Genomic DNA, 14,990 nt, shown 5'->3' with positions numbered 1-14,990 from the left:
GTGATCGCCTTGTAGATTTTATGGCAAAAGGGTATTTGGCAAACACATAATTAGGACTATGCGCAATCACAGCACTTATGCTTTCTGATAAAGTGTCCGCCCAGTGCGTCTGTGGGCGGATAAAGGCTTAATTTTTTAAACGCAAAGGGATTTTCACAGCATGCCTCACGGCCCGATAACTGCACCGCCCTCACAGGAAATGTTCGCTGAACATATTTCGCAACCTGGCTTTAGCGGGTTCTGCGCTGACCGGTTTATCGCGCAGGTCAGCAGTTTATCTGTTGCATCAGGTTGCGTTGCGGCAACGATGTTGTGTACCACTGTTTGTGCAAAAACCGTCGTCCGCTAAAAGCGTCATTACAAGAATGAAGGAAAAAACTCATCATCATGGCTGGTAAATATTTATCGCTGACATCAACCAATATCACGCGATTCTTTTGGTTGTTCATTTTGTTGCTGGCTATGGGCCTCGGCCTTTACGGGTATAACTACACCAATGCTTATCTGAACGACAAACTGCGCACGGTGCAAAATACCGCTGACTTGCTGCAAAAGCGCATCGATAAGTATCGCTACATGACCTACCAGATTTACGACAATTTCACCGGCCAGCCGATGGCGGCGGATGCCGTCAGTGCGCAGGAAATCCGCCTGCGTCAGGATATGTATTTTGTCTCCAAACCTCACAAGAAAACTGATGCGCTGATTTTCGGTGCACACGACAGTTCCACGCTGGATTTAACCCTGAAAATTTCATCCTTCCTGGATGACCAGTGGGGCTCAACAACTCACCCTTATTCGCTGTATTACCTGAACGGTCAGGATAACAGCATGTTGTTGATCACCACGGTGCCGCTGCAGTTGCAAGACTCCCGCCTGAAGGAAAACTATTTCACCAGCACGCTGCAATCACGCCGTGCCGAAATGTTGCAGCAGGCGAACACGCTGGACGAACGCGAAAGTTATTCTCCTCTGCGCAAATCGCGCCAGAGTAACGACTATTCCTTCTCCCTGCGCACCACCTTTAATAATCCGGGACATCTGGCGACCGTGATTGCCTTCGATTTACCGATGAGTGATCTCATCCCTTACAGTATGTCGAGAGATAATTTCCAGCTTAATGGCAACACCACGGCGGTCAATGAAGGTGATCCGGCCGATGATAATCCGGCGGCCAGCAGCATCGTGATGCAGGGATGGTCGCTGGTGTTTGATGTGCCGCTGAGAAATTCACCGCTGTCACTCACCTACCACGTTCCGCTGTTCAGCCTTGTGGTTGATCTTTCACGTAATAACTTCTGGCTGATCCTGATTAACCTGTTCCTGATCGGGCTGGCGATGACCAGTATCTATTTCATTCGCCATCAGTACATCCGCCCGAGCGAGAATATGGCGGCACAATTACAGATGCAGCAGGCGCTGAATCAGGAAATCATTTCGGGTCTGCCGCTCGGTTTACTGGTGTATAACTTCAGCAACCACAGCGTGATCCTCAGTAATAAAATTGCTGACCAGTTATTACCGCATCTGAGTCTGAACAAAATTGCCAATATGGCCGAGCAGCATCACGGCACGATACAGGCGACCGTCAATAACGAAGTTTATGAAATCCGCATGATCCGCAGCCAGATTTCGCCGGAAACTTACCTGTTTATGCTCCACGATCAGGATAAAGAAGTGATGGTGAACCGCACGCTGCAACAGGCCAAACGTGAGTTTGAGAAGAACCTGCAGGCACGCAAACTGATGCTGCATAATCTGGGCATTGAGCTGAATCAGCCATTGCAGGAACTGAACGGGCTGGCCGTGGCGTTAGTGGAAGAACAGAAACCGGAAGAACGTCAGGCGCTGGAAAGCAAACTCCTGAGTGAGTCGCGTAACGCGCTGACGCTGGTTGATAACATTACGCTGCTGACCCGTCTGGAAACTCAGGACTGGCAACCGGCGAACGATAAGTACGTGCTTTCAACCCTGGTAGATGAGCTGTTGCTTGAGGCCCTGCCCCGCCTGAATCAGAAAGGCCTCGGGTTGCTGAATCATTTCCAGATTGCCCCTGAAGCGGCCTTTGTCGGCGATATGCAGGCAGTGAAGAAAATTCTGTCCCTGCTGCTCGATTATGCCATTGTTACCACATCGCTGGGCAAGGTGACCCTGACCAGCGAACAGGACGAAGATCGCCCGGATCAGCTGATTTTCCACATAAACGATACGGGTAGCGGAATTTCCAAAGAAGAATTGAGTAATCTGAATTATCCTTTCCTTAGCCAGACGTTAGTCGATCGCTTTAACCACGGTTCCGGGCTGACATTCTTCCTGTGTAATCAGCTGTGCAAAAAACTGGGCGGTCAGCTGGAAATCCGCAGCAAGCTCAACATCGGCACACGCTATACTGTACGTGTTAAACAACGTCAGGAAGCGCAGGAAATCGAAGCGGAAGACGAGAAATTACTCAATGATGTGACGGTATTACTCGATATCACATCAGAGGAAGTTCGCGGTATTGTGACCCGGACCATGAACGCTTACGGCGCGGTGTGCATCGTGGCTGACGATCGTCAGGTCGCGCGGGAATATGATGTTTTACTGACAGATAACCCGCAAAACAGTGACAAATTTACCCTGCTGCTGACTGACGATGAGTCGGGATTCCAGCAGCTTGAAAAGCATTATATTCGCGTCAATTACAACATCAGCAATGCGCTGATAGACGCAACCTTACTGTTAATCGAACAGCAATTTTCTGTATCCGATGACAGTGTTTCACCCGAAGAGCCCGGCGAAGACTCTCTCGACCTTTATGAAAAGCAGCTAAAATCAAGCGATTACTATCAGCTTTTCGTCGAGACAGTACCGGAAGATCTTGAGAAACTGTATAATGAAAACCAACGTCGTGATTTCACATCACTTTCCCAAACAGCACATCGTCTCAAGGGAGTGTTCGCTATGCTGAACCTGACCCCAGGCAAGCAAATGTGTGAATCGTTAGAACAATACATCGCAGATGGCGATGCGTTACAGATTACTGAAACCATCAACCACATTGATTCTTTTGTCTCCAGACTGCTCCAGCAAGGTAGCTAATCACATGAATAATATGAACGTAATTATTGCTGATGACCATCCTATCGTCCTGTTTGGTATTCGTAAGTCCCTTGAACAAATTGAATGGGTGAATGTTGTAGGCGAGTTCGAAGACTCAACTGCACTGGTTAACAGCTTAAGCAAACTTGATGCTCATGTGCTGATCACTGACCTGTCCATGCCGGGCGATAAATTCGGCGATGGCATCACCCTGATCAAATACATCAAGCGCCACTACCCGCAGTTATCCATCATTGTTCTGACCATGAACAATAATCCGGCGATCCTGAGTTCTGTACTGGATCTGGATATCGAGGGGATTGTGCTTAAGCAAGGCGCGCCAACTGACCTGCCAAAAGCGCTGGCCGCATTGCAGAAAGGCAAAAAGTTCACGCCGGACAGCGTGGCAAAACTGCTGGAAAAAATCAGCGCCAACGGTTACGGCGACAAACGCCTGTCTCCGAAAGAAAGCGAAGTTCTGCGCCTGTTCGCAGAAGGTTTCCTGGTGACTGAGATTGCCAAAAAGCTGAACCGCAGCATTAAAACCATCAGCAGCCAGAAGAAATCTGCGATGCTGAAACTGGGCGTGGAAAACGATATCGCCCTGCTGAACTATCTGTCTTCCGTCAGCTCCCAGCCGGTAGATAAAGACTAACGCTTCAGGGCGTTATGTAGGTTCAGACGTGAAAAAGGCACCTAACGGTGCCTTTTGTATTTTCCGACGTCGTCCGTCAGGATTGTCGCTTTCTGCGAACCAGCGCACTGTAATAACGCAGCGTATCGCGCAGGGTTTCCAGTGTGACTGGCTTGGATAAACAGTTATCCATACCCGCTTCCAGACAACGCTGCCGTTGTTCCGCCAGCGCGTTAGCGGTGACGCCGATCACCGGTAAGGTATGGCCGAGTTCGCGCAGTTTTGCCGTCAGCCCGTAACCGTCGAGGCGCGGCATGTTGACGTCGCTGAGCACAATATCAATTTCATGCGCGCGCATGGCATCCAGTGCGTCAATCCCGTCGTTCGCCGTCACCACGATATAGCCCATCGTGCCCAGTTGATCCGCCAGGAGACGGCGGTTAATCGGATGATCATCCACCACCAGCAAGGTAATATCGCTGTAATCCTGCGCCACAGCGGATTCCGGCGTCGCTGAGCCGCCCTCTTCCGCTGTCGTCTCGAGACGGTAAATCCGGTTGAGCAGCGCAGTGATTTCCAGTGGTGTGGACGTACTATGAATCCAGTAACCCGGACGCGTTTCGACTGGCGGCCCGATATGGCCGATTGAGAATTCAATCTGTGCGGCCAGTTCGCCCTTATGGATCAGCGGCGTGTCAGTAATCAGCACATCTTCCCGCTGGCTTTGCAGTTCCGGCTCGCAGCGCTGAACATTCGCGCCGTGATAACGCATCAGTTGCATCAGGTAACTTTCCAGATAAGCATTGCGCACATCCAGCCAGACCGTTTTGTCCTGCCAGTTGTCCAGCGGCTCACCCGACGGGAAAGTGGCGTTGTAGAGCGGAATACGCACCGTAAACGAACTGCCCAACCCCGGTTCCGATTCCACCTCAATATCGCCATCCATCAGGTTAATCAGCTTTTCACAGATAGCCAGCCCCAGACCGGTGCCCTGGAAATGGCGCTGCACGCCGGTTCCGACCTGGAAGAACGGATCAAACAGGCGGGTGATTTCGCGCTCAGGGATCCCGACGCCGGTATCGCGCACCTGAAACTCAAGATAGTTTCCGCAGGTTCTGACATTCAGAACAATGCAGCCGGTGTCGGTAAATTTAATCGCATTGTTCAGGATGTTGGAGATGACCTGTTGCAGACGCACCGGATCGCCATTGAATGACAACGGCACGTTGTGTTCGATAAAGCAGTAAAGTCCCAGACGCTTTTTCACCACCAGCGGCAAATAGTTACCGGCAATGTGAGTGATCACTTCGCGACAGGAGAATTCCTGCGGCTCGATTTTCAGCTGCTCGGATTCAATTTTGGAGAAGTCGAGAATGTCGCTGATGATTTTCAACAGCAGTGCCGACGAGTTATTCATTGCCGTCACCAGACGGTCAACGCCCTGAGGCAACCCTTGCGTTTGCAGTAAATCCAGGTTGCCGATGATACCGTAAAGCGGCGTGCGCAATTCATGGCTGACGGTTGCCAGGAACATTGATTTCGACTGGCTGGCCTGCTCGGCCGCATTAGCCATTTCCTGCAAAGACTCTTCCATTTTCACGCGCGCACTGACGTCGATCAGCACACAAATCGCCACGTCTTCATTACGGTAGCGTGAATGCACGAAACTTAGCTGGATGTTGTTATTGTTCTTGGTGATGACATCGACGAAATTGGTCTGCTGATCGCAGATGATCCGCGTAATACGCTGCCGGTCTTCCTGCGTCAGCATGCTGATATAATTATGCGCCAGTTCATTACTCAGGATGTTAACGCCATCGCTGATACGCAAAATGGAAATGCCGACCGGCGCTGAGGCCACGATTTTATGGTTGAACTGTTCATGTTCTTCAAGCCGGAATGCGTTTTCCTCGGCCGGTAAAAACATTTTGCGCTCAAAAACCCAGGCCAGAATAAACAATAACAGGCCGGAGAATATATTCAGTAAAACCGCATTAAAAATCAGGATCTTAAATCGCTCGATCACCGTATTAAACGGCATGGAATACACCACACTCAGCGAGGACGGTGTCAGCGGCTTTTTGTAGACCAAATCTTTATAACCATTTACATACCCGAAGAATGAACTGGCCTGCGGATAATCGCCCGGCGCGGCGCTGTAGTGCCCGTCCTCGGAAATCCCCAGCAGCGGCTGATCGTCTTCATCCAGCAACGTCACGGCGGTGTGCTGTGAATTCGGATTCAACAAATCTTCGGCGCGCAGATTTTGCTGAATACCCATCAGCGCTTCGAGTTTATTGCCGACATAAATCGGGGTCAGCACATACAAATTTCCGGAGTCTTTACTGCCGGACTGCGACACCCAGTACAGGCTGTTTTCTTTATCTGTGCTCTTACTGTTGCGATATTGCATAATTTTTTCATGCAATGATTTCAACTGTTCCTGGCTTTCGCGCTCGAACGGTTCGCTGCTGATACCAAAATCAACCAGACACAAACTCTCGCCACTGATGAGGAACACGCGATTGAGATCGTAGGCATCGGAAAAGTTGTCTTTCCAGTAATGGATCATGTTACCCAGCGAAGCCAGCGAATTACGGTAGCTATCATTAATCTGCGAACAGTCGGACTCAGGGAACAATGAGAGATAAGACGGCGCCGTGTTTTTAGTGCTGATTATGCCGTTGATGATATCCAGCCCGTTCACTGAAGCGCTCAGGCGATTCTCAGCCATAAACTTAATGCTGTGCATCACATCATTGGAATTTTTGATGTAACTCTGCGCCAGATCGTAATTGAGATTGTCCTCATCGCGGATCTCGGATTCTTTGTTATGGAAAATATTCAGCACATAAAAGGTGGTCAGCAGCACACCCAGTGTCCACAACATAAGCGCCAGCACCCGGAAAAGATAACGGGAGATTTTTAGCGTTGTGCGAAACGAAGCAAGATATTTCAAGGATTAACCATTAGCAAAACGGCTCAGCGAGCGGAATGGGGATCAGGATACACTATTGCCAGACTTTCTAAAAAGCGCCGCATAATGCAGTGTAGGTGAAAGATTTGTTTTAAGACGAATCCAATAAAAAAGGGCATAACTATTGTTATGCCCTTTTGTCTGCTGACTAAGAAAACTTATTCTTCTTCGTCATCAGCTGGCTGATCGTCTTCACTTTCCGCGTCGTCTGGCAGATCGGCTGCTTGTGCCGCTTCCAGTTCGCCCGCTTCGGTGGCTACGCCATCCAGTTCTTCGTCTTCAACCGGTTCTGCAACACGTTGCAAGCCAACCACATTCTCATCGTCTGCAGTACGGATAAGCGTCACACCCTGGGTGTTACGGCCAACAGTACTCACTTCGGAAACACGGGTACGCACCAGCGTACCGGCATCGGTGATCATCATGATTTGATCCGCTTCATCAACCTGAATCGCACCAATAACCGGTCCGTTACGCTCACTCACTTTGATTGAGATAACGCCCTGCGTTGCACGGGATTTAGTTGGGTACTCGGTCGATTCAGTACGTTTACCGAAACCGTTCTGCGTCACAGTCAGGATACAACCGTCACCGCGTGGGATGATAAGCGATACAACGCTGTCGCCTTCGCCCAGACGGATACCGCGAACCCCCGTCGCCGTACGGCCCATTGAGCGGACGGCTTCTTCAGAGAAGCGCACGACTTTACCTGCTGCAGAGAACAGCATGACTTCGTCTTTACCGTCAGTCAGGTCAACACCAATCAGCTCATCACCCTCGTTGAGGTTGATGGCGATAATGCCGGCGCTGCGTGGACGGCTGAAATCGGTCAGCGCGGTTTTCTTCACGGTACCGCTGGCGGTTGCCATGAACACATGACGACCTTCTTCGTACTCGCGTACTGGCAGAATGGCGGTAATACGTTCGTTCGGCTCAAGCGGCAACAGGTTGACGATAGGACGGCCACGGGCACCGCGGCTGGCTTCCGGCAACTGATAGACTTTCATCCAGTACAGACGCCCGCGACTTGAGAACATCAGAATAGTGTCGTGGGTGTTGGCCACCAGCAGACGATCGATAAAGTCTTCTTCTTTAATGCGTGCTGCTGACTTCCCTTTACCGCCGCGACGCTGCGCTTCGTAATCAGTCAGAGGCTGATATTTCACGTAGCCCTGATGCGACAAGGTCACCACAACGTCTTCCTGATTGATCAGGTCTTCGATGTTGATGTCAGAGGTATTTGCCGTAATTTCGGTACGACGCGGATCGTTGTATTGATCACGGATCGCTTCCAGTTCTTCACGAATGACTTCCATCAGACGGTCAGGGTTGGACAGGATGAACAGCAGCTCAGCGATTTGCACCAGCAGCTCTTTGTATTCATCCAGCAGTTTTTCGTGCTCAAGACCGGTCAGTTTCTGCAGACGCAGATCCAGAATGGCCTGTGCCTGTTGCTCAGTCAGGAAGTATTTTCCATCATGAATACCAAACTGCGGCTCCAGCCATTCAGGACGGGCTGCATCGTCACCCGCACTTGCCAGCATTGCTGACACGTTGCCCAGATCCCATGAACGCGCGACCAGGCCAGCTTTCGCTTCAGCCGGCGTCGGTGCCGCACGGATCAGTTCAATGATCGGGTCGATGTTCGCCAGCGCGATAGCCAGTGCTTCGAGGATATGAGCACGGTCGCGGGCTTTACGCAGTTCGAAAATGGTACGACGCGTCACCACTTCACGGCGGTGGCGGACGAACGCTGACAAAATTTCTTTCAGACCGAGAATCTTCGGCTGACCCTGGTGCAGTGCCACCATGTTGATGCCGAAAGACGTCTGCAGTTGCGTCAGGGAATACAGGTTGTTCAGAACCACTTCACCGACAGCATCGCGTTTAATTTCAATCACGATACGCATGCCGTCTTTATCAGACTCATCGCGCAGCGCACTGATACCTTCGACGCGTTTTTCTTTCACCAGCTCGGCGATCTTTTCGATCAGACGGGCTTTGTTCACCTGATACGGGATCTCGTGAACAATGATGGTTTCGCGACCAGTTTTCGCATCGGCTTCTACTTCAGCACGGGCACGGATATAAATTTTGCCACGGCCGGTACGGTAAGCTTCTTCGATACCACGGCGACCGTTGATGATCGCAGCCGTCGGGAAGTCTGGCCCCGGGATGTGTTCCATCAGCCCTTCAATGCTGATGTTTTCATCTTCAATATACGCCAGACAGCCGTTGATCACCTCGGTGAGGTTATGCGGCGGAATGTTGGTTGCCATACCCACAGCGATACCCGACGAGCCGTTAACCAGCAGGTTGGGAATGCGCGTTGGCATAACAGAAGGAATTTGTTCTGTGCCGTCATAGTTTGGCACGAAATCGACAGTTTCTTTTTCTAAATCTGCCAGCAATTCGTGTGCAATTTTTGACATGCGGATTTCGGTATAACGCATGGCTGCTGCGGAGTCGCCATCCACTGACCCGAAGTTACCCTGCCCGTCCACCAGCATATAGCGAAGTGAGAAAGGCTGAGCCATACGAACGATGGTGTCATAAACCGCGGTATCACCGTGTGGGTGATATTTACCGATAACGTCACCGACCACACGGGCCGATTTTTTATAGGCTTTATTCCAGTCGTTACCGAGGACATTCATTGCGAAAAGTACGCGGCGGTGCACCGGTTTCAAACCATCGCGCACATCTGGTAACGCACGTCCGACAATAACGGACATCGCATAATCCAAATAAGAGTTTTTAAGCTCTTCTTCGATGTTAATCGGTGTGATTTCTCTGGCAAGGTCGCTCATGGAGCTGCTATCCCTCTACTGATTATTCATGGCCGCTGCCCACGTAGGCATATATAGCGCAAAGGTGTAAAACTATACCACAAACCAGCCAAACGTGGAAAACAACCGCCCCCTTTTGCCTACTATTATCCAACGCGTTTCAAACCTTTGCACGCAGGGCTTCATTTCGTATAAACATTAACCAAAACCACAAAACTGAGCCAAAGCAGATGGAATATGTATAATCCGCTAATCAAGTTATAAGGAGTTCATCACGCTCATGACAACCACACCCTCCGCAACACCGCAAAACATCGACCATGAAGAAATCGCCAAATTTGAAGCCGTCGCCTCGCGCTGGTGGGATCTGGAAGGCGAATTCAAACCGCTGCATCGCATCAATCCGCTGCGTCTGAACTACATTCTCGAACGCGCTGATGGCCTGTTTGGAAAAAATGTTCTCGATGTCGGCTGCGGTGGCGGCATTTTGAGTGAAAGCATGGCAGTGGCGGGGGCGACAGTCACCGGACTGGACATGGGCGGCGAACCCTTGCAGGTAGCACGTTTGCATGCACTGGAAAGCGGCGTGAAGGTGGAGTACGTGCAGGAAACCGTGGAAGCGCACGCCGACGCGCATCCGCAGCAATATGACGTGGTGACTTGCATGGAAATGCTGGAACACGTACCGGATCCGGCTTCTGTCGTTGCTGCCTGCGCACGTCTGGTGAAACCTGGCGGCCATGTGTTCTTTTCCACCATCAACCGCAACAATAAAGCCTGGCTGATGGCCATTTTCGGCGCTGAATATGTGCTGAAAATGGTGCCGAAAGGCACGCACGACATCAAAAAATTCATCAAGCCGTCTGAATTGCTGGGCATGATTGACCGCACATCGCTGTTTGAGCGTCACATTATGGGACTGCACTACAACCCGCTGACCGACCATTTCAAACTCGGGCCAAATGTTGATGTGAACTACATGATCCACACCCAGGCGCTGTAATATTCTGACCGCAAAAAAGGGTACAGCCTGCGCTGCACCCTTTTAATTTCACGGCTAACTGACTGACTTACCAGCGAATACTCACCCCAACTGACGCTTCGGTTTGCGAAAAATCATCTGACCCTTCTTGCTGTCCAACCTTGCCCCAGAGCGTGGTATTTTCGCCCAAATTGCCACTGATCCCGGTACTCAGTTCCGCACTGTCTTTGGCGGTGTTATCGGTGAAATTCACGCCATCCACATTCAGGGAAGTTTCCGCACTGTTATGGCGGTAATTCGCCTCTACAAAAGGTCTGAGATGCAGCGTCGGCGACGGATGAATATCCCATTCACTGCGCAAGCCTAAGCGCGTCTGAACGTTATTATCCCCCTGTTGTGCCACTTTCGACTGATTCGACGCGGTAAAATCTTTCTGCTTCACGCCCTGATAAATCACCTGCGCCTGGGGTTGCACCGTCCAGTTCCACTGGTTTCCCTGCATCAGGGTAAAACGGTAACCACCTTCCAGTGAGGCGGAAAGGCCGGAAGAGTGATAATTATCATCACCTGTACCGTCTTCGCTGACGCTGTTATCAAACCAGGCATATTGCATCCAGCTGTCGAGATACGCGCCCTGATGATCCTGTGCGTTCTGATACCAGGAAGCGGTCAGTCCGACGGCGTATCCCTGACTGTCATTATCTGATTTGCGCCCGGTCAGTACGCTGGTGCTATCGCCGTGGCTGTTACTGTAACCGCCCACCACACCCGCCAGGATTTCCCCGTCACCTGCATTATTGCGCAGGAAATTGCCGCTGATCTGAACCACTGACGTGTCATTGTGACTGTCAATCTGGCTGGCAAAGGTTGAGCTGTCGCGCGATGAATCCACCCGCAGCTTAATATTGTCATGACCGGCACCAGCATGATCCTGCGCCGTCATACTGAAGGCATTATTGGCGATGCGCAGGTTGCTCATATAGCCGCCCATTTTAGGGTTCAGCACCGGTGTAAAATCTTCCCCGCCAGAGGCTGGCACAGGTTGCGGCTGCGGTTGAACATCGGGATCAGGTTGCGGCTGGACGTCAGGATCGGGCTGAGGCTCCGGCGTCACCACCTGCGAGCGCAGATACCAGTCCTGATTATCCTGCACCAGAGAATAGTCGTAGGCGCCCATATTGATATATTGCTGACCACCGGCCAGATGGAAATCTGCCGCGTTCTGGAAGCTTTGCGGGTCGGCAACAAAATCGACAACTTTGATACCGGTTTGTGTCGCCTGCCCGATGCCGCTGACCGGCACAACCGCCAGCGCGGTATCACCGGAAGTATTGCCGTTAAGAATCAGCTGGTCGGTCGCCGAGGTATCACCATTCATTTCAGTTTCCAGCACCAGCGTGCCGCCGCCGGTGTAATCACCGTTGACCGTCAGCGTATCCCCGGCCTTGCCATTCTCCAGACTGGCGGTTCCTGCGCTGTTATCAAGGCTGCCGTTGACCGTCACACCGGCTAAATAGGTCAATGCATCCAGGGAAAGATTCGTGTTCAGCGTGCCTTTAAGCGCCATACCGGACGTAGCATTCACCAGCGTGCCCCCCGTGCCGGTAAACAGGCTGGCATCCAGCGCCGAGGAAGCGTCCTGATTTGTCAGGACCAGCTGAGTGTTGTCGGAAATCAACAGTGTACCGGTGGAATCCGCATCGATGCTGCGCACCTGCTGATCCATGCCGGTGGCAAACGTGGCATTTTCGCCGACGTACAATGAAGAGGCGTCTGCGATGATGTTTTCCGCGCCTCCCTGCAAAGTACCCTGTTCGACCCGGACAGCGGAATGGCTGTTGCCCGAATCTTTCAGAATCAACGTACCGTTACCGGTTTTGGTGAACGTGCTGTCAACGTCTGCCTGCCCGCCGGTACTGTCAGCGGTTAAGCCGCCCCATTGCGTGGTCACGCCGTCGTCCACCTGCATCGTCCCTGAGGCCCGCATTTCAATATCTCGTGCCTTACCGGTTTGTGCTGATGTGGTATCGACCTGCCCGCTGGTATCGCCCGGCGCAGAAATCTCCAGCGTACTGGCCTGTGCCGGATCGGTAAAAATGACCTGACGGTTATAGGCTTCATCGCCCAACTGAGAGTTACCGGTGACCTGCAATGTCCCGGAAGCGATCTGCGTCGTGCCCAGATAAGTATTGTTATCCGCCAGCGTGACACGTCCGGCACCGGCATCAATCACCGCATACACGCCGCCATCAACGTGATAGTCGCTGCCCGTCCCCAGCGTCACCAGATCAGCATTACCGATTACCGTTCCGCCGGACCCTGTAATCGTCAGGCCGTCGTTAGTCTGATTCGCTTCACCGTTGAAGGTGGACATGTCCGACAAATCCAGCACACCGCCGTCGAGCACAACAGACTGCGGATCGGCCTGCAATATCGCTAAATCTTCAGCATCGCCCTGAACGCTGAGTACAGCGTTTTGTTCCACCACAATGTCGCCATCCAGCCCCATAGACTGCGCGCCGGTCAGGGTGAAACTGCCATTTTCTGCCACGGTCAGATCGCCTGCTCCGGTGGTTGTCCCCGCCATGTAGCCGCTGTTAACAATGACATTACCGCCAGCATCAATATTCAATGTGCTGTTCTCATGCCCCATAAAGGCATTTTTAAAGGTTTGCTGCGTGCTGCCAACATTCAGTATTGCCGTGTCATTCACATAATTATCGTTACCTAACACAATACCGTGACAGGTATCTGCCGCAGCCTGACAGTTGGTGTCGCCGACATTGATCAGCGTGTCATCACGTCCCAGCGTGACCGTGCCCTCTAAAATGTCGAATACGCCGGTAAAACCGCTGTTATCAGCATTAAGTACCAGTTCACCAGCACCGCGTTTGAAAATCGCGCCATAACCGGCGATCGAGTCATAAGCGCCGTCGTTGGCGGTATTGCCGATGATCAGCGTTTTATCTGCAGCAATATCAAAATCCGCTTCGCTGTGGCCGAGATACATGAACCCACCGCCAGCGGCATCGGGTGCATCGCCATAATTGCCAGCGACGTTATCGTGGTAATAGGCAACACCATCATTTTCTTGATAGTTTTCATCAATGTTGATGTTGATCAGGAATGGCGTAGACGCGCTGCTGGTGTAGATTGCGCCTCCCTGTCCTTCGGCCTGATTGCCGGTGAATTCACTGTTAGTGATAAACATGCTGCCGTGGGAGTCAGACGTATTGTCCGTGGCATCAATCGCACCACCGCTACCATTACCTGAACTGGCACTTTTGTTGGTCTTTGCCTGATTATCCTCAAATAAAACATTTGTCAGCTGGACTTTATTATTAAGAGAATAAATAGCGCCGCCTTTCCCCTCACTGGAAATATTCCCTGAAAACACGGCATTAGTAATGGCAAGATCAGTATCACCTTCATCATTGGTGCCATTCATGTATATTGCACCGCCGTAATCATGGGCGACGTTATCAATGAACAGGGTATTTTCTAAATATACCGTCGAGTTTTCTTTCGCAAAGATCGCGCCACCGTTTCCCGAACTGCTGTTTCCGGTAAATACGCTGTAACCGGTGGTGCTCTCAGGAATAATCTCCAGTGTGGTGCTGTTTCCCAGGTGGAAGGCACCGCCCGAGGAACCTGAACCGTTCAGGCCGGAGAACTGCATCTCAGCGCCATCAGCCACGGTATAGGTATTGAGGGTTTTATTTTCAAGCGTGGTGGCCGTGGCGTTGCAACTTTCAGTAATTTGCAACCCTGAACAGGCCGGGAGAGTTCCTGCAAAAGCCGCCTCTGAAAAAGGCAATAAATTAAAGACTAAAAATAAACACGCCGTGATTTTATTGAAGACCATTGAAGTTCTAATCCCGCACCTGATGAAAGAGGAGCGAAAGTAATATGCACAGTGCCGGGAGACCACTTAATGATAAATTTAGAATATATAAACAACATCATTCATTCATCATATGTATTTATAATAAGGCTCATTTTTCTCAAAAACGCACTTTTCAGAAAGTGAACAAAAACCTGGTAGCAAGGTTGCTCCGAAGCGGCTTAACGGCTGTACGGCGACGCCAAATCGTCATCGGTTGCAAGTCATTTTTTCCGCTAATCCAGTAGAATTTACGTTAAGAGACGGGGTATGCCGGGGTTAAAACCTTAGTTTTTAGGACGTTGGTTGGCGTGAACACCGCAACATGATTTTTTAGAATAGTTATCCAGATCAATATAGCGTTTTTTTCTAACGTTTAATAAACCGGCAGTTGATCACCTTTCATAAAAATATAAGAAAATCGTATCTGAGATATTGACAGGTTTGTCGCGCCAGCAATGACGGACTTCTCAGGCTTGACGTCAAAATTTCTCCCCAACTTATCCACAAATCTGCCCGTTTTGTTCACTTGCAAAAGGGACATTCAATCACTATCTTGTCATCAGAAAATAACAAACCCACAATATATTGTGTTTATATCCTGACCAGCACACTAGGAACCTCTTGTGCTGCCGCGCATGTTT

Annotated in this window: 6 protein-coding genes; 3 read left to right on the top strand and 3 right to left on the bottom strand. The window is 50.9% G+C overall.

All coding sequences use genetic code 11. The features are described 5' to 3' along the window. Window positions 1-387 precede the first annotated feature (387 nt). Together rcsD and rcsB are read left to right on the top strand one after the other, a co-directional pair. The gene (rcsD, locus tag GW591_RS02070; RefSeq protein WP_013574621.1) at window positions 388-3,081 is read left to right on the top strand and encodes a phosphotransferase RcsD; all 2,694 of its coding nucleotides are present in this window, start codon (window positions 388-390) and stop codon (window positions 3,079-3,081) included. A gap of 4 nt (window positions 3,082-3,085) precedes the next feature. Beyond that, window positions 3,086-3,736: a response regulator transcription factor RcsB gene (rcsB, locus tag GW591_RS02065; RefSeq protein ID WP_013574620.1), complete on the top strand. Its 651-nt coding sequence runs from the start codon at window positions 3,086-3,088 to the stop codon at window positions 3,734-3,736. A gap of 76 nt (window positions 3,737-3,812) precedes the next feature. Here rcsB and rcsC read toward each other — a convergent pair whose 3' ends face one another. After that, on the bottom strand, window positions 3,813-6,674 hold the full coding sequence (gene rcsC / locus GW591_RS02060; RefSeq protein ID WP_013574619.1) for a two-component system sensor histidine kinase RcsC: 2,862 nt from the start codon (window positions 6,672-6,674) through the stop codon (window positions 3,813-3,815). Window positions 6,675-6,850: 176 nt separating this feature from the next. Next, window positions 6,851-9,502, bottom strand: a complete 2,652-nt coding sequence (gene gyrA, locus GW591_RS02055) for a DNA topoisomerase (ATP-hydrolyzing) subunit A (RefSeq protein WP_013574618.1) — start codon at window positions 9,500-9,502, stop codon at window positions 6,851-6,853. A 259-nt stretch (window positions 9,503-9,761) separates the two neighbouring features. On the opposite strand from gyrA, the gene ubiG reads away from it, so the two are divergent. Further along, entirely contained in the window at window positions 9,762-10,484 is a 723-nt protein-coding gene (gene ubiG / locus GW591_RS02050) for a bifunctional 2-polyprenyl-6-hydroxyphenol methylase/3-demethylubiquinol 3-O-methyltransferase UbiG (protein WP_013574617.1), read from the top strand. A gap of 67 nt (window positions 10,485-10,551) precedes the next feature. On the opposite strand, the gene yfaL is transcribed toward ubiG, so the two are convergent. Continuing rightward, window positions 10,552-14,328, bottom strand: coding sequence for an AIDA-I family autotransporter adhesin YfaL/EhaC (gene yfaL, locus GW591_RS02045; RefSeq protein WP_166860021.1), 3,777 nt, complete (start codon window positions 14,326-14,328; stop codon window positions 10,552-10,554). Window positions 14,329-14,990: the final 662 nt, after the last annotated feature.

Source organism: Rahnella aceris (assembly GCF_011684115.1).
Lineage (GTDB): Bacteria > Pseudomonadota > Gammaproteobacteria > Enterobacterales > Enterobacteriaceae > Rahnella > Rahnella aceris.
This window is presented reverse-complemented; position numbering and strand designations above follow the sequence as displayed.

What these genes read in the sequence shown, in the direction of transcription:
- rcsD (WP_013574621.1), top strand. Translation starts at nt 388, where the DNA reads ATGGCTGGTAAATATTTATCGCTGACATCAACCAATATCACGCGATTC.
- rcsB (WP_013574620.1), top strand. Translation starts at nt 3,086, where the DNA reads ATGAATAATATGAACGTAATTATTGCTGATGACCATCCTATCGTCCTG.
- gyrA (WP_013574618.1), bottom strand. Translation starts at nt 9,502, where the DNA reads ATGAGCGACCTTGCCAGAGAAATCACACCGATTAACATCGAAGAAGAG.
- ubiG (WP_013574617.1), top strand. Translation starts at nt 9,762, where the DNA reads ATGACAACCACACCCTCCGCAACACCGCAAAACATCGACCATGAAGAA.
- yfaL (WP_166860021.1), bottom strand. Translation starts at nt 14,328, where the DNA reads ATGGTCTTCAATAAAATCACGGCGTGTTTATTTTTAGTCTTTAATTTA.